The organism is Nitrospira marina (assembly GCF_059568365.1).
This window is the reverse complement of the sequence record NZ_JCANTH010000001.1, coordinates 2,093,046-2,110,751: the sequence shown is the minus strand read 5'-3', so window position 1 is coordinate 2,110,751 and position 17,706 is coordinate 2,093,046. Positions and strand designations below refer to the sequence as shown.

20 protein-coding genes are annotated in these 17,706 nt (G+C 49.5%); 6 read left to right on the top strand and 14 right to left on the bottom strand.

What is annotated here, in order from left to right; all coding sequences use genetic code 11:
* Positions 1-108: 108 nt before the first annotated feature.
* Together LX98_RS08610 and LX98_RS08605 are read right to left on the bottom strand one after the other, a co-directional pair.
* A complete protein-coding gene (locus tag LX98_RS08610) occupies positions 109-912 on the bottom strand; it encodes a peptidase associated/transthyretin-like domain-containing protein (RefSeq protein ID WP_496428511.1) in 804 nt (267 codons plus the stop codon).
* A 679-nt stretch (positions 913-1,591) separates the two neighbouring features.
* A complete protein-coding gene (locus LX98_RS08605) occupies positions 1,592-1,939 on the bottom strand; it encodes an STAS domain-containing protein (protein ID WP_496428510.1) in 348 nt (115 codons plus the stop codon).
* A 172-nt stretch (positions 1,940-2,111) separates the two neighbouring features.
* Here LX98_RS08605 and LX98_RS08600 point away from each other — a divergent pair, with 172 nt between their 5' ends.
* The 3 genes from LX98_RS08600 (at position 2,112) to LX98_RS08590 (ending at position 5,848) form a co-directional block, all read left to right on the top strand.
* Positions 2,112-3,971: a DEAD/DEAH box helicase gene (locus tag LX98_RS08600; RefSeq protein WP_496428509.1), complete on the top strand. Its 1,860-nt coding sequence runs from the start codon at positions 2,112-2,114 to the stop codon at positions 3,969-3,971.
* Between the two features lie 22 nt (positions 3,972-3,993).
* Positions 3,994-5,049 (top strand): DEAD/DEAH box helicase, encoded by a 1,056-nt coding sequence (locus LX98_RS08595; protein ID WP_496428508.1) that lies wholly within the window; start codon positions 3,994-3,996, stop codon positions 5,047-5,049.
* Positions 5,050-5,320: 271 nt separating this feature from the next.
* Positions 5,321-5,848, top strand: a complete 528-nt coding sequence (locus LX98_RS08590; protein WP_496428507.1) for a hypothetical protein — start codon at positions 5,321-5,323, stop codon at positions 5,846-5,848.
* Between the two features lie 139 nt (positions 5,849-5,987).
* Here the strand turns inward: LX98_RS08590 and LX98_RS08585 are convergent, their stop codons facing one another.
* The 12 genes from LX98_RS08585 to radC form a co-directional block, all read right to left on the bottom strand.
* Positions 5,988-6,338 (bottom strand): gamma-butyrobetaine hydroxylase-like domain-containing protein, encoded by a 351-nt coding sequence (locus LX98_RS08585; protein ID WP_496428506.1) that lies wholly within the window; start codon positions 6,336-6,338, stop codon positions 5,988-5,990.
* A 26-nt stretch (positions 6,339-6,364) separates the two neighbouring features.
* The gene (gene recO / locus LX98_RS08580; protein WP_496428505.1) at positions 6,365-7,114 is read right to left on the bottom strand and encodes a DNA repair protein RecO; all 750 of its coding nucleotides are present in this window, start codon (positions 7,112-7,114) and stop codon (positions 6,365-6,367) included.
* Positions 7,115-7,177: 63 nt separating this feature from the next.
* Complete coding sequence (gene era, locus LX98_RS08575; protein WP_496428504.1) at positions 7,178-8,071, bottom strand: GTPase Era; 894 nt, start codon at positions 8,069-8,071, stop codon at positions 7,178-7,180.
* Positions 8,072-8,159: 88 nt separating this feature from the next.
* Positions 8,160-8,513 carry a septum formation initiator family protein gene (locus LX98_RS08570; RefSeq protein ID WP_496428503.1) on the bottom strand — a complete coding sequence of 118 codons (354 nt, stop codon included), beginning with the start codon at positions 8,511-8,513 and terminating at the stop codon, positions 8,160-8,162.
* Between the two features lie 9 nt (positions 8,514-8,522).
* Positions 8,523-9,809, bottom strand: coding sequence for a phosphopyruvate hydratase (gene eno / locus LX98_RS08565; protein ID WP_496428502.1), 1,287 nt, complete (start codon positions 9,807-9,809; stop codon positions 8,523-8,525).
* 72 nt (positions 9,810-9,881) lie between these two features.
* On the bottom strand, positions 9,882-11,312 hold the full coding sequence (gene gatB, locus LX98_RS08560; RefSeq protein ID WP_496428501.1) for an Asp-tRNA(Asn)/Glu-tRNA(Gln) amidotransferase subunit GatB: 1,431 nt from the start codon (positions 11,310-11,312) through the stop codon (positions 9,882-9,884).
* A 44-nt stretch (positions 11,313-11,356) separates the two neighbouring features.
* Positions 11,357-11,671 (bottom strand): YtxH domain-containing protein, encoded by a 315-nt coding sequence (locus tag LX98_RS08555; protein ID WP_312641549.1) that lies wholly within the window; start codon positions 11,669-11,671, stop codon positions 11,357-11,359.
* Positions 11,661-12,068 (bottom strand): DUF948 domain-containing protein, encoded by a 408-nt coding sequence (locus LX98_RS08550; protein WP_496428500.1) that lies wholly within the window; start codon positions 12,066-12,068, stop codon positions 11,661-11,663. The genes LX98_RS08555 and LX98_RS08550 overlap by 11 nt, the downstream gene beginning before the upstream one ends.
* Positions 12,069-12,082: 14 nt before the next feature.
* Positions 12,083-13,555 carry an Asp-tRNA(Asn)/Glu-tRNA(Gln) amidotransferase subunit GatA gene (gatA, locus tag LX98_RS08545; protein ID WP_496428499.1) on the bottom strand — a complete coding sequence of 491 codons (1,473 nt, stop codon included), beginning with the start codon at positions 13,553-13,555 and terminating at the stop codon, positions 12,083-12,085.
* Positions 13,556-13,642: 87 nt separating this feature from the next.
* Positions 13,643-13,990 (bottom strand): aspartate 1-decarboxylase, encoded by a 348-nt coding sequence (gene panD / locus LX98_RS08540; protein ID WP_496428498.1) that lies wholly within the window; start codon positions 13,988-13,990, stop codon positions 13,643-13,645.
* Positions 13,991-14,051: 61 nt separating this feature from the next.
* Positions 14,052-14,345, bottom strand: a complete 294-nt coding sequence (gene gatC / locus LX98_RS08535; RefSeq protein ID WP_496428497.1) for an Asp-tRNA(Asn)/Glu-tRNA(Gln) amidotransferase subunit GatC — start codon at positions 14,343-14,345, stop codon at positions 14,052-14,054.
* Positions 14,346-14,521: 176 nt separating this feature from the next.
* Positions 14,522-15,244: a RadC family protein gene (radC, locus tag LX98_RS08530; protein WP_496428496.1), complete on the bottom strand. Its 723-nt coding sequence runs from the start codon at positions 15,242-15,244 to the stop codon at positions 14,522-14,524.
* A 138-nt stretch (positions 15,245-15,382) separates the two neighbouring features.
* Between radC and rsmD the strand changes: the two genes are divergently transcribed.
* The 3 genes from rsmD to LX98_RS08515 are packed head-to-tail and all read left to right on the top strand — an operon-like array spanning position 15,383 to position 17,654.
* Positions 15,383-15,979, top strand: a complete 597-nt coding sequence (gene rsmD / locus LX98_RS08525; protein WP_496428495.1) for a 16S rRNA (guanine(966)-N(2))-methyltransferase RsmD — start codon at positions 15,383-15,385, stop codon at positions 15,977-15,979.
* On the top strand, positions 15,976-16,464 hold the full coding sequence (coaD, locus tag LX98_RS08520; RefSeq protein ID WP_496428494.1) for a pantetheine-phosphate adenylyltransferase: 489 nt from the start codon (positions 15,976-15,978) through the stop codon (positions 16,462-16,464). Before rsmD ends, coaD begins: the two co-directional genes overlap by 4 nt.
* Positions 16,461-17,654 carry an aminotransferase class I/II-fold pyridoxal phosphate-dependent enzyme gene (locus tag LX98_RS08515; protein WP_496428493.1) on the top strand — a complete coding sequence of 398 codons (1,194 nt, stop codon included), beginning with the start codon at positions 16,461-16,463 and terminating at the stop codon, positions 17,652-17,654. Before coaD ends, LX98_RS08515 begins: the two co-directional genes overlap by 4 nt.
* The last annotated feature ends 52 nt before the right edge of the window (positions 17,655-17,706 follow it).

The following is a 17,706-nucleotide window of genomic DNA, read 5'->3' as shown; positions in this document are numbered from 1 at the left end:
TTGCGAGATTCTGAGAAGGAAATCCACAGTTGAAAAATCACAACCTACACTGCATGGTCCTGAAGAAATTCATCGACCGCCTGATCAGCCGCCGATTCCCAATACGCCTTATGGGGTTGATGGGGATACGAACGTCAGCTCGAGGGTCTCCTGCCGGCCGGAAATGAGCGTTATCTTGGCTTCCTGATAACCCAGTACCGGGTGCCAGGCCCCGAGCGTATGTGTGCCCGCTGGAATATCCGTCAATCGAAAAACCCCCTGGTCGTCGGAGACCGTCACATATGGATTCGCAGTCAACAGAAGCCACCCTTCCATAAAGCTGTGTTGATCACATGTCCATTTGATAATGCTGCTGCGCCGTGCTTTGAGTGGAAGAGTGGCTTCCCCACCCTTTCCTAAATTGGAAATATGAAAAAGCGGCAGACGGCCGTTATCCAACATTTCCCACCCCCGGATCTGATGAAGAATGGGATCGCGCATGACCATACGGAGATTTTGATCGGCCAAGGTACCGATGACTCGTGGCACGAATTGACATCGGTCCACCTCCAGAATCGGCTCTTCTTTCGGGAGAGGTTTCCCACGGTCAACCTCTTGAAGAAAAACAACCACATCCGCCAAATGCCGTTTGGAAGACACACGGACTTTCGGGATATTGATGAAACCTTTTTTGTCCGCAATAGTCTGACAGAATTCGGGGTGGCTTCCCATGGTGACTTTATAGGTTTTGGGCGTTGGAACAGTTCCAGCAAATTTCATAACACCAGTGATTGAGGCTCCACCGGGAACTTCCTCTTCCTGATAGGCACTCACCGTTCCTCCGTTCAGCGGAGCCCACAACATCAAAGCCACCACGACCAAGGATAGGGGAGTAGTTTTTCTTTTCTGACTTTTGACACGATACCCATCCATCACACACATCTCCTCACTGAAAAATTTGTCCTTAAGAGTTAATTCGGACTACCGCCGCCAGGGAAATGACTAAACCGGAAAATAAAATAACTCACAACTCGGGGAACAGTGAATATTCAGTTCCCGGTGGGCCTCATCTTCAATTCCTCAGCACTTCGGCTTGGTCCTACGGGGTTAAAGGATACCTGTGAAATTTGCCTACTGATTTGGACATCAATAAAAGCCATCTGGCACGATATGTTGCAAAGTATTCTTTTTAGTGATTTCAACACCCCTTCTGTCACTATACCCTTCGCCATCGACTCACTCTACGCAGTAGTGTCTTTGGGGATGTTAAAAGGAAGCGTCCGTTGATTCATCCGTCCCTTTAAGACTCCTCACAAAAAATTATCTTGCCGTTTTATAGGCCACGCTGGCAAGGGCAAGGCACTCTCTTTCTTTCCCAAAGACAGCGGATAGTCATTCGGTATATTTTGGGTGATTCTTATCATGCATATGCAGAGAACGACTTCGATTGATAGAAGGCACTCCGTTGAGTGGGGGGAACCTTTGTAAAGTAAAGAGGAAGGAGAATGCCTTGACTGTCCGGAAACGGAGTGCCTCTTGCGAGACCGTCGGTGTTAGTATTTTAAGGAGTCAAATACCCACGCCATTTAATGAATACTCGAAAAAAGCAGAATTAGGAGGGAGAGACTGCAGATAAGGCGTCCTGTTCGGACTGGCACACTGAGATGAGTTCATGGATTTGGAGATTTTGAAGCAATTCTCCGACACATCCTTGTGGTTGAATCCAACTTATCCTTCGACGTAGTTCCTTAAATTGATAGGAACACATCACCAGAAAACCTAATCCAGCACTATCTACAAACGTTAAGCCTTTGAGGTTGAGAATCAGGTGCTCCTGTTCGGTATGGCAACATTGATTAATAATGGCCTTAACATGCCATCGGGAATGCATATCTAATCGACCATGAAAATCTACGACGGTGGCGCCTCGAATTCCACGTATAATGACTTCAATGGCCATAATCTTACGAAACCTTATCGGTCCAATATGCCAGACCTTAACGAGCGTTTCTTCCTCGCGGCACATCCTTCCCACCCCATAATAACGCCAAAGGCCTGGTTCCTTTTCTTTTATTCGACCTGTATCATATTAGTGTTTTCATCCACCGACTCCTGCTACAATTTCGTTATCCATGCCACCGGCCATTCATCCTGTTGATCTCATAGAAATACTCCGCCGGCATCGCTTGACTCCGGCGATTGTCTTTTTGACCTCTCGCCGGGCCTGCGATGAGGCAATTGATACCTTCGCCCACAGTTCCGCCAGGATGTCAACTCAACGTTCGGAGGCTATTCGGGAATTTCTGGAAAAATTCACCAAAGCCTTCCCGAGTGTTGAGCATCACCCCTTAATTCCTGTTGTGCAGGAATTTGGAGTCGCCGCTCATCACGCGGGGCATCTCCCTTCCTGGAAAATTGCGATTGAAGAACTCATGCGCCAGGGTTTGTTGGATGCCGTGTTTGCCACTACGACCTTGGCCGCGGGGGTCGACTTCCCGGCACGAACCGTCGTCATTACCCAATCCAGCGTACGCAAATCGCAGGATTTCACGGATCTGACCAACAGCGAAATTCAACAGTTGGCCGGGCGCGGTGGACGTCGAGGCAAAGATTTGGTGGGTGTGGTGGTCATTACTCCCTCTCCTTACATTGACTTAAACATCCTTGGCAAAGGACTCACAGGCTATCCGGAACCGATCGACAGCCAATTTGTGGTGTCCTATCCCATGGTGCTTAATCTGCTGAAGGCCCATTCCCTGGATCAAATTGAGGGACTACTCGCAAAAAGCTTTGCGCAATTTCAGCTGAATCAACGATCCAGCATCCATCAAGATCATCTGGATCAGATCAAGGATCAATTAACACCCTACGGCCCCCGGGAATGCGCCGATTGGATCACTCAGTGGAAAGGCTTTGATCTGGCCCGCCGCCGCAAAGCGCACCGACATCCTATTGTAACCAACGACACGCCCTTCTTGACGGCCTGCCTGCCATTTCTGACTCCAGGACGCCTCATCGGACTGCCAAAAGGTCCGGCGATTATTCTCCGTCAGTATCGAAGCCGTGGAACCTTTGCCCCAATGTTGTCTGTGATTCGGGCGAAAGGCACCTTGGGTGAGTGTCCTGCTCATTCGGTCACTCAGGTTTACGACCGCCTGTTTGAGTTTCAGCCCTCTCGCACTATTCCCTGGTGTCAGCCTCACGTGCTCGCTCAACTCAAAAAAGAGCTTTCCCAATTGCCTGCGCGTCTGCCCACCGTTCCGATTTTGCCGGAAGCCCAGGAAACAGACGATCCGCTCCTTGCAGAAATATTAACGGAGGAATTTCCCTGTCCCACCTGTCCCTCCCACCCGGCTTGCAAGAAAGACTTCCCCCTGGCGTCGAAACTTCGCCAGAAATCCCAACAATTGACCAAAACGATACAAGCACTCCGTGATGGATTGTGGCACCGGTTTCAACAAAAAGCCGACGTACTCCATAAATTCGGATATATCACCGCCAACTCGCAACTCACGGCTGACGGTGAATGGGCTAGACTCATTCGTATTAACCATTCCCTACTCATCACAGAACTGATTCGTATGGAGGCCTTCTCAGGTATTGCTCCAGGATTGTTAGCGGGCGTGATGGCGAGTATTTCCCATGATGATGATCGCCCAGGATCCTACATGCGCCTCCCGTCTGGACTGGCCTCCATGTTGACACAGGTGCGGGCCGTCGCTGATTCCTTGAGCCCGTATGAACCCCCGCCCTTGTTGCGCTCAGATGTCGCGGCACTCGTGGAAAGTTGGATCGGGAATCCCCAACTCACTTGGGCTTCACTGGTTCGTTCAACATCCATGGCCGAAGGGGATGTGTATCGCCTTTTAGCCAGAACCTTGGAATTTCTCTCTCAAATATATGGACTCAAGGTTACGCATCCCGGCTTGGCCGATACCGCCCACTCCGCGATGGTGACCATGCGCCGGGAAGTTCTGCAAGAACTTCCATAACCACAGATGGGACCATACCGCCATGCATCATGATGATCTCAAGCGTGAACTCCAAAGTTTACCGGTAAAATATTTACATCACATGGCGAGAGGTCGCATCCATCGTCATTTTCGTCTCGGGAAACATCGACTTGTTGAATTAATGCTGGCCTTTCCACCGGACCAGATTCTGGCTATCGAAACCGAACTGCAGCAGATCCTGACTACCCGTCAGGAACGCCTGGCCGCGCAAGAAGCCCGCGCCGCAGCACGCCCTCCAATTCCCGCTTCGCCCTTTCAGGCAAAAAATCGCCCCAATAAGAGGAGGCCCACCTTCGGCCCTTTTCAGCCATCGATTACGCTTAAGCAAATCTTGGAAGGGATAGGTGTTCCTGAGCCCCAACCCTTCGTTCCGGATCCCTGGCAAACCGAGGCGGTGGAACATCTGGCGCATTCAGATGTCATCGTGAGCGCTCCGACGGGAAGCGGGAAGACCTATGTCGCCATACAAGCGATCAAACAGGCCATGGCACTCAACCAAACGGTGATTTACACCTCTCCACTAAAAGCGTTGTCAAACACAAAATTTATGGAATTCACCCAACTTTTTGGACCGGATCAAGTCGGAATTTTAACCGGAGACCGGCGTGACAACGCCCAGGCCCCGCTCCTGGTCATGACGACCGAAATTTTGAGAAATTTATTCTATGATGCCGCCAGCGGGGAGATCGATTTGCGGCTGCATACTCTGGGGTTGGTCATTCTGGATGAATCCCAATATCTCGCCGATCCAGAACGGGGGGTGGTGTGGGAAGAAACCATTATTTTGTGTCCATCTCAAGCACGGCTTCTTCTTCTCTCAGCTTCTATCGGGAACCCTCAAGATCTGGCTGAATGGCTGCAAGCCATCAGGCCGATTCCCTGCCATCTTATCCGCCATGCCAAACGATCCGTTCCGCTTCGAGGGCTGTATCTGCATCCTACCGGACAACTCGTTCCGCTATTCAAAAACCAAGATATTCTCCAAGGTAAAGGTTTTAGTTTTCATCCAGAAACAAAGCAGCTGTTTGCTGAGTACGAAATTAAACCTTTTCATTAATATTTTAATTCAGCCAAAATGCGTTTCATCTATCCTTAACTAATGCAAAACATTAATTTTAATGGCGCTGACGCCTGTGACAAAAAAGCAACATATTGTGGTAATTAATATACGCTAAGACCTTCAATGTATTGTCAATATTCCAATTTTACGGGCAAAAAATCACATTCATGACGATTATTTTTTAGCATAAATTTTGCGTAATCAATATAAAGTTTATTTAAATTTGCCTTTTTTATGAAATAAGCATTCTCTAGGAATTATTTAAAAAATGAACCACAAATCTCTGGTTTCAACACATATCAGGTATATCCTGGTGAGTCTACTTTCGATCACAATTTTAGGCTGTCAGAGTCTTCAGCCAAAATCCACTGGAGAACTGGCCATGGAGGATAATGTTTTCCTTGGGATTTGGGACGCCTATAACCACTGTGTGGATAGCTCTGATATCCGGCACATGCAAGCCAATCTTGACGTGTTAGCCTCTGCACCGAAACCGATCTCACTGGACGACTCTCCAATTCCTGTCCCCGCATTTCTGAAAAAATGGTCTACCGCGAGAGGTTCCCGTCTGGCTGTCGATCCACGAGCCATGGCTGCCTCCTGCTCAATTCATCTCGCAGAAGTCGCCCAATTATCAGCAGATTGGCCAACGGCACTGCGCACATTTCAGGAAATCCTGAAAAATTACCCGGAACCTCAATATGCCTTCTACGTCAGTAAAGCCAATCAGGCGATGGAACACCTGACCACCGTTCGACCTGTCTCTCTTACTTTCCAGGAAGCCCTGGTTGACTAAACTCTTTTCCTCCCTATTTTTTCACTGAATTTTTCAGGCCTCCAGTTTGGCGTTTTTCAAAAAATCGTCCTTTAAGACCTCATTTCAGCACATCGCTGGCGTTTCCTGCGTGGGATCCTGAGCAAAAAAAAAGAAGAAACTAGAGGAGTTGCTTGCTTTTGGGTTTATGGGGCTGGCAAACCTCGCATTGGCACATGCGGCGCAGTGCCGTATAGGAATATAGTCCCGTATCATGCCCGTCACTCCATTTAAATCGGAAAGCATAGCGCCCTACCGGTTCTATATCCTTCAGTAATATGAGCAGTGGGATAGAGTCAGGTTTAAGACGCAACTCGCCGGTCCATTCGTCCGTACAGGCCGCACAGGGGCAATGTTGTCGCAAATACCGAACCGGGTAGACGCCCTTATGCCCATCACTCCACGTAATGCCTAAGACCCCGTTATCCAGCCATTCCATATCCGTCGGTTCGAGTGATGCTTGAGAAGTCATACCTGATTGTCCTTATGAGTGGGGCATTAGGAAACCCATTGTTCAAATGTTGGAAGAGCTTTTCCGACGACTGCCTGAAAATAGGCTTCAATCGCCTCTTCCACCTCAATTCTGACCGTTCCGATCGCTTTCAATCGGGACAAACTGGCCATAGGTAGGCGTCGAGCTTGTTCAATAAACGCTAAACTGCCTTTAGATATAGACAGTAACCGCCCTACACCCCGTTGACCACAACCGTGGCATACCATCCCCCCTAATCGAGGAGAAAACCACTGAGGCATGTGAGGGGAGGCATTATTTCCGCATTCAGTACAACGATCAATTTGTGGACGAAAACCAGTGTAGCCCAGCACATGAATTTGAAATAATAATGTGGTGAGGGCCAGGTCCCTGTCAGGAAGCAAGTGTTCCAGAGCATATATCAGCGCTGAATACATTTCCGGATTGGGATCACGATCGGCCGTAATCATCTCCACCATATGCACCATCTTGGCAGCGGCTGCCATCACACTTAAATCTTCTCGTAGAGCCTTAAAGTTTTTGACCAGATCTATTTGACTAATCTGCCCCAACGCGTCAGGGGTTTTTTGGAATAGAGTGACATCAACAATCCCAAAAGGCTCAAGAACCCCCCCGAAGCGTGTCTTCATCCGGCGAGCGCCACGGGCAGCGCCTCGAATTTTTCCCAAATCGGCGGAATACAGCGTGACGATTCTGTCAGCATCACCCCACCGTTGGCTTCGAATAATGACCGCGCGTGTTCTTAAGAGCGGCATGAGTAGTCTACAAGTACAGTCTACAGGTCAGACATGAATACGGATTAAATTACCACAAATTTTTCATCCATATCCCAGTTCATTCAACACTTGAATATTATCGCGCCAGCCTTCCTGCACTTTTACCCACATCCGTAGATAAATCTTCATGCCGAACAGTCGCTCCATATCTAACCGGGCACTTTGGCCAATCTCTTTGAGGCGTATGCCTTTTTTCCCGATCACAATCCCTTTTTGACTTGTTTTTTCGACAAGAATAACGGCCCGTATAGTTGTCAACCCTGGTTCTTCCTGAAATTCCTCGATCAAAACACCAACAGCATACGGTAATTCATCGTACGTCTGCGCGAGAACTTTTTCACGAATGAGCTCCGCAGCCATATGGCGCATAGGCTGATTGGTCAAAAAATCTTCGTCATACATTAATTCCGAACACGGGGGCAGACACGCAAAGGTTAATTCCACTAATTGCGGGATATTTACTCCGGTTTTGGCAGAAATGGGGATAATTTCCGTCCACGGAAACCATGTGCGGTATTGATCAATAAGGGGTAGCAGCCTGGATTTGGCGACAGCATCGGCTTTATTTAATAATAAAAATACCCCCTTAAATGGTCGCTCTTGATGAGACGACATGATCTGCTCCAGGACTTGTCGGTCCCCAGGACCCGGCAACACCTGACTGTCCACGATCATATAGACCACATCGGATTGAGTGAGGGTGCCTAACGCCGACTCCACCATCTGTGTGTTCAGGCGATGGTGAGGGGTATGAAGGCCAGGCGTATCAATGAGAATGAGCTGCCCCTCGGGGTAATGCCCGACCCCTAAAATCAGGTTTCGAGTTGTTTGTGGTTTATCAGAGACGATGGCGATTTTTTCGCGTACCAATGCATTGAGCAACGTCGACTTGCCGACATTGGGTCGGCCGAGAATGGCTAATTGGCCTGACTTCATAGAAAAACTTTCAAGTATGGGAAAACCGAAAAAGCAGCAATGAATGAGTATGAAGGGTTACAGGGGTATGGCGCAAGAAGTCTTGCCGCTAAGGTCTGGCCGTAAACGAGGAAGGGACCGGCTCCACAAATTGGTACACCACTTCTCCCTGTCGAACCATACCCAAACGATTTCGGGCCAGTTCTTCCAGTCGTTGCGGATCCCGTTGAATACGGATGATATCTTCTTCGATGGAGGCATTGATGTCTTGTAACTGCTGGATTTGTTCCGTCAAATGCTGACGCGTTTCTCGCATATGAAAGTATAAAGGCAATCCATCAGAATTAAAAAACATGGTCCCCGCGAGCACACTCATCATCAAAAAAGCCCCAACCATTGGAAGGCGATCCAACAGATCACCCCCTAGCCCAGTGGACGCCCGTTTTTTATTATTGGGACGCATACGAGAAAATTATGGTTGTACTGGAAGAACGGCTTTCCCGCGATATAAGGCCGCTGAGCCTAACGTCTCCTCAATCCTAAGTAACTGGTTATATTTGGCTAAACGATCCGTACGAGACAAGGACCCTGTTTTAATCTGCCCAGCGTTTAATGCCACAGCTAAATCCGCGATGGTCGTATCCTCCGTCTCACCGGATCGGTGAGACACCACCACTCCATAACCGGCCCGTTGGGCCATCCGCATCGCTTCAATCGTTTCCGTGAGTGTGCCAATTTGGTTCACTTTGATCAAGATAGCATTCGCAATGCCTTCACGGATCCCTCGTCCCAAAAACTCCACATTGGTCACAAACAAGTCATCACCAACAAGCTGGACACGATCCCCGAGTTGATCCGTAAGCTGTTTCCATCCAGTCCAATCACTTTCATCAAGCCCGTCTTCAATCGAGACGATCGGATACTGCTTCACTAACTTGGCATAATACTCAACCAGCTCTCCTGAAGACATTTTGGGTTTAATCCCATTCCGCACATGATACATCTTTTTCTCAAAAAACTCGCTGGCCGCCGCATCGAGAGCCAACACCACATCTTTTCCTGATCGATAGCCCGCCTGGTGAATCGCTTGGACAATGAAATCCAGAGCTTCTTCATTCGACCGAACGGCAGGGGCAAATCCGCCCTCATCCCCGACCGCCGTGCTCATGTTTTTGGATTTCAAGATGGCCTTCAGATGATGAAAAATCTCCGCTCCCATCCTGAGGGCTTCGCTGAAACTCGTTGCCCCAACGGGCATGATCATGAATTCCTGGAGATCAAGCCCATTATCTGCATGCGCACCCCCATTGATGATATTCATCATAGGCACCGGCAATTCCCGAGCCGAAACCCCGCCAAGATATCGAAAGAGGGGAATTCCCAGTTCCTGTGCCGCAGCCCGCGCCACGGCTAACGAGACGCCAAGTGTGGCATTGGCCCCTAATCTGGTCTTGCCCTTCGTTCCATCCAGTTTAATCAATCGGGAATCAACGCTCACCTGGTCTTGGGCTTCCATCCCTCGAAGAGCCGGGAGCATATGCTTCTGAATCCCGGCTAAGGCCTTAGCGACACCCTTGCCCATCCATTGTTTTTTATCCCCATCCCGCAGTTCCAGGGCTTCACGGGTTCCCGTGGAGGCTCCAGACGGAACAGCGGCACGACCAGCCACGCCACTGGAAAGATGCACATCCACTTCAATGGTTGGATTCCCGCGAGAATCCAGAATCATCCGTGAGGTAATGTTCTGAATAAGACTCATAGAAACTGTCATTCCTTTAAATCGTGAATAATGGCACCTGTCTTAATCTTGTACCCTGAGATGAGTCTTAGATCAAGATGCAAGATGCTGTTTTAATAGCGCATTGACCTTGCCAGGATTGGCTTTTCCCTGTGACGCCTTCATGACCTGGCCCACCAAAAAACCCAATACGGTTTCCTTCCCGCCACGATATTGCTCCACCTGAGCAGAATGCTGGGACAGCACTTCCTCTATCAGTTTTTTCAGGACACCCTCGTCGGAAACCTGGACCAGACCTTTCTCATTCACCAATTGCTCCGGAGTTTTCCCACTGGCATAAAATTCCGGGAAGATATCTCTCGCAACTTTCAAGCTAATAGTCCCCTCTTCTACCAATTGTAAGAGTTCAGCCAATTGTTCCGGACTTACCGGAGAAGATTCGGGACCGGTGTTAGCGGTATTGAGCTCACGAAGTAATTCGCCCATGACCCAGTTACTGACCGTTTTCGGATGGGGAAAGTGCTTCACGCAGGACTCAAAATAGTCGGCCAGATTTTTTGAATCGGTCAGAAGCTTTGCATCATACTCAGGGAGATGATATTCCGTTACAAATCGCTTCATACGGGCAGCCGGAAGTTCCGGAATAGTCTGACGCAACGATTCTACCCACTCCGCATCCATCCGAACGGAAAGTAAGTCCGGATCTGGAAAATATCGGTAGTCATGGGCCTCTTCCTTGCTTCGCATGACAACCGTATTCCCTTTCTGAACATCCCACAGCCGGGTCTCCTGCCGGATCGTTTCGCCTTCCGTTAATGCCTCTGTCTGTCTGGAGATTTCAAAATCTAAGGCCTCTTTGGCAAAACGGAAGGAATTGATATTTTTCAATTCGACTTTGGTCCCAAGAGCCTCCTGCCCCCGTGGACGAAGCGACACATTCGGTTCACAACGAAAACTCCCCTGTTCCATGTTCCCATCGCAGACATCCAGATAGACCAAAAGATCGTGAAGGGTTTTCAAATAGGCATCAACCTCATCGGACGAATGTAAGTCGGGTTCGGTGACAATTTCTAATAACGGGGTCCCCGCACGATTTAAATCGACACCACTGCCTTCCACCGGGACATCGTGAACATTTTTCCCGGCATCCTCTTCCAAATGAGCTCGGCGAATGCGCACGCGTTTTGACTCCCCGTTGACGGAAATATCCAGCCATCCTGGTCCGCAGATCGGCAAATCAAATTGCGAAATTTGATAGCCCTTCGGCAGATCAGGGTACAAGTAATTTTTTCGGGAGAATTGGTTGGTCAGCAAGATCTCGCAGTGAAGCGCGAGTCCTGTGCGTACGGCCATTTCCACCGCACGTCGATTGAGCACCGGTAAACTTCCAGGCAACCCTAGACAGGTTGGACACACCTGAGTATTCGGAGGAAGACCGAAAGAGGTCGGACAGCCACAAAATAATTTCGTTTTGGTTTGGAGTTGGGCATGCACCTCAACTCCTATAACTGGTTCATAGGCCATAACGCAGCAGAGCCACTCCTCTCGATTTCGTCTTTTTTGGAATCTTAATCCAGGGATTTCATTTCACGTTCACGGCGCATGGCATCCCGACCCGCATCTAAGGCTTCTCGCACGGCACAGGAAATTTCTTCCACCAGTTCACGACCACGACCAACGACATCTTCTACCGCATCAGTGGCCCGCTCCTTAATATCTCGCAAATCTTCACCCGTTCGCCGGGCATAGCCCGTGATTCGTTCTCGGGAATCTCTTCCCGGCTGAGGAGCTAACATGATCGCCGTCACGGCTCCCAATAGCGCTCCACTTAAAAATGCCAATGCAACCGATCCTGCTGATGCACCTGAATGATTAGTTGCCATAGGATGGCCCTCCTTTTTGTTCTTTATGTACACGTTTTCTCATGGTCGAACTGGCTGCTTTGAGTCCGGCAAGTAAACTGGAAAGACCCACAGCAAGGGCACCCCCTTTCCCGCGAACGGTCTGATGGACCTGATTTACGGTTTCCCCCACATCCCCAACTGCATTCAAGAAAATGGTGGCCCGATCCATGCCAAGCCTGGCTTGATCGGTTAACGCTAAAATGTTTTCGTTGGTCCCCTTGACGTCTTTCAATAATCCCGGCAATTCATGGTTCAGGCGAATCAGCAAGCGTTCTGATTGCCCAACGGTGCGTTTCACTTGAAGAATCATGGGGACCAGATAGCCCACCAAGACCACAAAGGCCACGGCAATGATAATCGCTGCCAAATCCACCATACCTCGCTATCCTTTCATGACCGAATCACGGGTCGTTTCAATCGCCAGTCCGTGGCTTGTTCATAGGCATACGCTGCACGCAAAACCATGGCTTCTTCATACGGACGCCCCATCAGTTGTAATCCGATAGGGAGTCCCATTTTACTCAAACCACAGGGAATAGACATCGCTGGGAGTCCGGACAAACTCGCAGGAATCGTATATATGTCAGACAAATACATTTGCAAAGGATCGTCCAATCGCTCTCCTAATTGAAAGGCCGGCGTCGGCATGACCGGACTCACCAACAGATCGACTTCCTGGAACACAGCATCAAATTCCTGTTGAATCAATGTGCGAACGGCTTGGGCTTTCCCATAATACGCCTCGTAATACCCCGCACTCAGGGCATAAGTTCCCAACATGATACGCCGTTTCACTTCCGGGCCAAACCCTTGCGACCGAGTGCTCCGATACATCTCTGCCAATTCCCGGGATTCCTTGGCACGAAACCCAAACCTGACCCCATCATAGCGAGCCAAATTAGAGCTGGCCTCTGCCGTGGCGATGAGGTAATAGGTCGCTATGGCCCGTTCAGTGGAAGGCAACGTCACTTCTCGAATGGTGCCGCCTAGCTCCTGCATCACCTGTATGGCATCTTGAACCTTCTCGGAGACTTCAGAATCAAGACCCTCAGCAAAATATTCCCGCGGCACCCCGATAATAAGTTTTTTGATGTCTTTCTTTTTCACGGCTTTGGTGAAATCCGGGAGGTCACGATTAGCGGACGTGGAATCCATCGGGTCAAATCCGGCAATGGCATTCAGCAGGATAGCGGCATCGGTCACGGTTTTGGTAATAGGACCGATTTGATCTAAAGATGAGGCAAAGGCAACTAATCCAAAGCGAGACACTCGGCCATAGGTTGGCTTTAACCCAACCACCCCGCAACAAGCGGCCGGTTGCCGAATTGACCCTCCGGTATCGGAACCTAATGCCGCCACACATTCATCTGCAGCCACCGCAGCCGCCGATCCTCCACTGGATCCTCCCGGTATATACTTTTGATTCCACGGATTCCTGGACGGCCCGAACGCTGAATGTTCCGTGGACGAACCCATGGCAAATTCATCAAGATTGGTTTTGCCCAGAATCAGAGGTTGGTGAGTTCGAAGACTGCGCACCACTGAGGCGTCATAGGGAGGAACAAAGTTTTCCAACATTCGAGATCCGCAAGTCGTCCGGATCCCTTCTGTACAAATATTATCTTTAATGCCCAATGGCATGCCCATGAGGGGCTGTGTTTTTCTCCAGGCTTTCAGCCCATCATCAATCGCTTTGGCCTGCTGAAGCAATGTATCTTTCGGTGTCAAGGTAATATAGGCTTTGATTTTGGGCTCTACTTGATTGAGTCGCAACAAATAAGACCTGGCGATATCCACCGCACTAACTTCGCCGGCGGTAAATTTACCCTGAAGCTCTTTTAGCGTGAGTTTAAATAGAGACATACAAACCCGATTCTGGGATGAGTGGGTAAAAAGGAAATGGAAAGAAAAAGGTCTTCAACCGGAGCAACCCGTTCACACGGGAATTCGTTACTTTGCTTTATTTTGATGATCGACCTGGATAATTTGAGGAACATGGCGCTTGGCTTCTTCGTCATTAAATAATTCATAACAAAATATAATGACCTTATCGCCAATCACTCCCAACCGGGCTGTGGGACCATTTAAAATGATCTCTCCCTTGCCCCGGGTACCAGGAAGCGCGTAAGTCGAAAACCGCTCTCCGTTATTCAAATTGGATACCATCACCGCTTCATAGGACATAATACCCGCCCTCTCCATCAGATCTTCGTCAATCGTTAAACTACCCTCATACTCCAGACTGGAACCGGTGACGGTTGCTCGGTGAATTTTACATCGTAACAGTTGTCGATACATATTAAATTCCTATTTTCCTTGTCATACTTAAGCCGAGCGTTCTCAGTGAATCGCGTGGGCTCTATTTTCCTAAAATATTCGGGACGACAAAAAATCCATTATGTGACTCTGGGGCATTGGCCAGCGCCTTCTCCACAGACAAGCATTCGCGTGGGCTATCCTCACGGAACACCGGTTCCTCATGAGCGACAGAAGCCGTGAGAGGGACGCCCTCCGTTGATACCCCTTGCAATTGGTCCACATACGACAAAATATGATTCAATTGGTCCGCAAACATGGGTTTTTCCGCTTCCGTTAACTCTAAGCGGGCTAATTGGGCGACATGTTCGACTTCTTTTTGAGTAATGGAGGCCATATCTGATCCTTATGAAAGCAGGAATTAAAAAACATGCGGACACTGCAAGCGGAAAGCACACACCACCACGTATATTTACCATGAATTTCTCATGAAAAGCTACTCAGAACAAAGGATTGAACCAGCGGTGGGAAAAATGGGAGATCAAGAAAATCTAGAGAAAGAAGCTGAGGCAATCAATGGTCAACCATGGGTGTTGAGGAAAGAAGAAAGCCTTCGTCCGCAAAACTCACATAGCGCCCATCTCCTATAACAATATGATCCAATACTCGGATACCCAAAATTTCCCCTGCTGCCATAAGTCGACGGGTTAAGGCATGATCCTCCTCGCTGGGATGAGGGTCACCACTTGGATGATTGTGGACAAAGATAACTGCCGCCGCAGATTCTCGTACGGCCAGATTGAACACTTCCCGTGGATGTACAATACTCACCGTCAAACTTCCCTCGGAGATGGTGACATCTCGGATAAGCCCGTGTTTGGCATCTAACAACAGTGCTTTAAAGACCTCATGCCGAAGATCTCGTAACAGAGGATAATAGTGTTGATAAATATCATGGCTATGATGAATCCGTAATCCCGCAGTTAACGGAACCGCCAATGCCCGCTTTCCCAACTCAACGGCTGCGAGAATCTGGGCGGCCTTTGCAGGACCAATTCCTGGAACAACACACAGTTCCTGCAGGCTTCGATTGGCCAGACCCCGCAGTCCCTTCAGCCGGGTGAGGAGGTCCAAGGCCACATCCACTGCCGAGGAATCAGGTCGACCAATTCGTAGAAGGATGGCCACCAGTTGAGCATCTGATAAACCCTGCGCGCCATTGTTCAGAAGGAGTTCGCGAGGGCGTTCCTTCTCAGGCCAGGAATGAATGCCTTTTTTGAGTTGTGGGTCATTCATACTCATAAGACCAGGGAATGCGAGATGAGCATGGGTTGAACTATACGCAGCTATTTTTCACCCCGTCAAAAACGATCCCTCCCATTCTGTCATTGAGATTGTTGAGGTTTCCGGAATTATGATATCGTCCACTTGCATATGAAACCTTCTTCTATCCGGATTGTTGCAGGGCAATTTAAAGGTCGAACAATCCCTACACTTCCTGGGCGAACCACCCGTCCGACCTCCCAGCGAGCAAGAGAAGCGTTATTTTCTATTTTGGGTGGCCAGATTCAGGATGCCACCGTGGCTGACCTCTTTGCCGGGACAGGTGCGGTGGGACTGGAAGCCTTAAGCCGGGGAGCCACGAAGGCACTCTTTGTTGAGCAAAATCCATTGGCCGGAACGAAAATTCAGCAGATGCTTACCCAATTCAAAATCGCCTCCCCAAGCCAGGTCCTTATTGAAGATGTGTCACTCGCCATACAAAATTCAATTTTGGTAGGATGGCGTCCGTTTGACATGATATTCATGGACCCGCCTTACCGGCTCCCGAATGTTCAACAGATCTTGCATCATTTAGAAGAAGCGGACATTATGGCCCCGACTGGCCGAATCATTTATGAACATTTTCATAAAACCACTCCTCCGATACCCCTTGGGAAATGGTCGCTTATTCGAACCGCCCGCTATGGGGATACGGCGTTGACGTTTTACCGGCCCGTTCCCCTGACCGTAAAAGATTTTGACCAATGACCATTGGCATTTATCCAGGAACATTTGATCCTATTACCCGAGGCCATACGGATGTCATTGCTCGAAGCCTCAGGCTTGTCGAGCAGGTGATCGTCGCCGTGGCCCCCAACCCTCGAAAAGTCCCTTTGTTCGACTTAGAAGAACGCGTCCAATTGGCCAAAATCGCCACAAGCGACCTCAAGGGTGTCACGGTTGAACCATTTGATGGGTTACTGGTGAACTACGTCAGGAAACGCGGGGCTTTGGCTATTATTCGTGGACTAAGAGCCGTGTCAGATTTCGAACATGAATTTCAAATGGCCCTGCTGAACCGAAAACTTGACTCCAGTCTGGAAACCGTCTTTCTGATGTCGAGTGAGGAATTTTCGTATCTCACCTCCAGCATGGTCAAAGAGGTCGCCTCGGTTGGCGGTCCCCTCCACCATTTCCTTCATCCCGAGGTTGCCGAATGGCTCCAGGGTCGATTACGGAGAAATGCCAAATGAACCTTGCCTCGCGAACGACCCGCATTACCCCCTCCCCCACGTTGCAACTCTCCGCAACGGTGAAAGCCCTGGTGGCGCAAGGGCAGCAGGTCTTCGACTTTACTGCAGGAGAACCCTCCCTGGATTCTCCTGAAGAGGCCAAAGAGGCCGCCTATCAAGCCATCCGCTCCGGCTTCACCAAGTATACGGCCGTCACCGGCATTGATGATCTCAAAGAGGCCATCATTGAAAAATTTCAGCGTGACCAGGGCCTGACCTACTCAAAATCGCAAATCCTGGTATCGTGTGGAGCCAAACACACCTTATTTAATCTTGCATTGGCATTGTTTGAGGCCGGAGATGAAGTGATTATTCCCGCACCCTATTGGGTCTCCTATCCCGAACAAATCCTCGTGGCCGACGCCAAGCCCGTTTTTCTTCGGACTTCCGAGTCGTCCGGCTATGCCATTGACGTGAAGGCGCTGGAATCGGTAGTCACTGATCGCACGAAAGCGATCATTCTGAATTCTCCATGTAATCCGACCGGGAGCATGTATGACCGGCACACCTTGGAGGGTATTGCCCAGATAGCGCTTCAACATGATTTGCTCATCATTTCTGATGAAATTTACGAAAAAATGGTCTACGACGGGCACCAACACCATAGCATCGCATCACTAGGAACAGACATGGCCAAGAACACCATCATTGTGAATGGGGTGTCAAAAACCTATTCCATGACGGGATGGCGGATTGGCTATGCCGCCGGCCCCGAGACGCTAATTAAAGCCATGGGTGACATCCAAAGCCAAAGCACCTCAAACCCCAGCTCCATTTCCCAAAAAGCAGCAATCGGGGCCATCCGGGGGGCAGATGCGTTTATTGAACACATGGTGAAGGAGTTGGATATGCGACGAAAGGCTATTGTCGAAGGGTTAAATCGGATCCCTGGTATTCACTGTCCTATGCCTGCAGGCGCATTCTATGCTTTTCCGAGCGTTGCTCAACTCCTGGGCCGTCGGTTCAAGGGAGAATCCTTGTCCACGCCGTTGGCTTTTGCCAATTTTTTTCTCAAAGAAGCCCAAGTGGCGTGCGTCCCTGGTGAACCGTTTGGCAGTCCCACGCATCTGCGGTTTTCCTATACCGGCACCTTGGAGGTCATTGAAGAGGGATTACAGCACCTTACCGAGGCCGTAGCTAAACTTGAATAGCCTTTGACTCTCCGACCAGGCTTTCATTTTTTTTTATTCGGGCACCACCAAA

What these genes read in the sequence shown, in the direction of transcription:
- LX98_RS08610 (WP_496428511.1), bottom strand. Translation starts at nt 912, where the DNA reads ATGGATGGGTATCGTGTCAAAAGTCAGAAAAGAAAAACTACTCCCCTA.
- LX98_RS08605 (WP_496428510.1), bottom strand. Translation starts at nt 1,939, where the DNA reads ATGGCCATTGAAGTCATTATACGTGGAATTCGAGGCGCCACCGTCGTA.
- LX98_RS08600 (WP_496428509.1), top strand. Translation starts at nt 2,112, where the DNA reads ATGCCACCGGCCATTCATCCTGTTGATCTCATAGAAATACTCCGCCGG.
- LX98_RS08595 (WP_496428508.1), top strand. Translation starts at nt 3,994, where the DNA reads ATGCATCATGATGATCTCAAGCGTGAACTCCAAAGTTTACCGGTAAAA.
- LX98_RS08590 (WP_496428507.1), top strand. Translation starts at nt 5,321, where the DNA reads ATGAACCACAAATCTCTGGTTTCAACACATATCAGGTATATCCTGGTG.
- LX98_RS08585 (WP_496428506.1), bottom strand. Translation starts at nt 6,338, where the DNA reads ATGACTTCTCAAGCATCACTCGAACCGACGGATATGGAATGGCTGGAT.
- recO (WP_496428505.1), bottom strand. Translation starts at nt 7,114, where the DNA reads ATGCCGCTCTTAAGAACACGCGCGGTCATTATTCGAAGCCAACGGTGG.
- era (WP_496428504.1), bottom strand. Translation starts at nt 8,071, where the DNA reads ATGAAGTCAGGCCAATTAGCCATTCTCGGCCGACCCAATGTCGGCAAG.
- LX98_RS08570 (WP_496428503.1), bottom strand. Translation starts at nt 8,513, where the DNA reads ATGCGTCCCAATAATAAAAAACGGGCGTCCACTGGGCTAGGGGGTGAT.
- eno (WP_496428502.1), bottom strand. Translation starts at nt 9,809, where the DNA reads ATGAGTCTTATTCAGAACATTACCTCACGGATGATTCTGGATTCTCGC.
- gatB (WP_496428501.1), bottom strand. Translation starts at nt 11,312, where the DNA reads ATGGCCTATGAACCAGTTATAGGAGTTGAGGTGCATGCCCAACTCCAA.
- LX98_RS08555 (WP_312641549.1), bottom strand. Translation starts at nt 11,671, where the DNA reads ATGGCAACTAATCATTCAGGTGCATCAGCAGGATCGGTTGCATTGGCA.
- LX98_RS08550 (WP_496428500.1), bottom strand. Translation starts at nt 12,068, where the DNA reads ATGGTGGATTTGGCAGCGATTATCATTGCCGTGGCCTTTGTGGTCTTG.
- gatA (WP_496428499.1), bottom strand. Translation starts at nt 13,555, where the DNA reads ATGTCTCTATTTAAACTCACGCTAAAAGAGCTTCAGGGTAAATTTACC.
- panD (WP_496428498.1), bottom strand. Translation starts at nt 13,990, where the DNA reads ATGTATCGACAACTGTTACGATGTAAAATTCACCGAGCAACCGTCACC.
- gatC (WP_496428497.1), bottom strand. Translation starts at nt 14,345, where the DNA reads ATGGCCTCCATTACTCAAAAAGAAGTCGAACATGTCGCCCAATTAGCC.
- radC (WP_496428496.1), bottom strand. Translation starts at nt 15,244, where the DNA reads ATGAATGACCCACAACTCAAAAAAGGCATTCATTCCTGGCCTGAGAAG.
- rsmD (WP_496428495.1), top strand. Translation starts at nt 15,383, where the DNA reads ATGAAACCTTCTTCTATCCGGATTGTTGCAGGGCAATTTAAAGGTCGA.
- coaD (WP_496428494.1), top strand. Translation starts at nt 15,976, where the DNA reads ATGACCATTGGCATTTATCCAGGAACATTTGATCCTATTACCCGAGGC.
- LX98_RS08515 (WP_496428493.1), top strand. Translation starts at nt 16,461, where the DNA reads ATGAACCTTGCCTCGCGAACGACCCGCATTACCCCCTCCCCCACGTTG.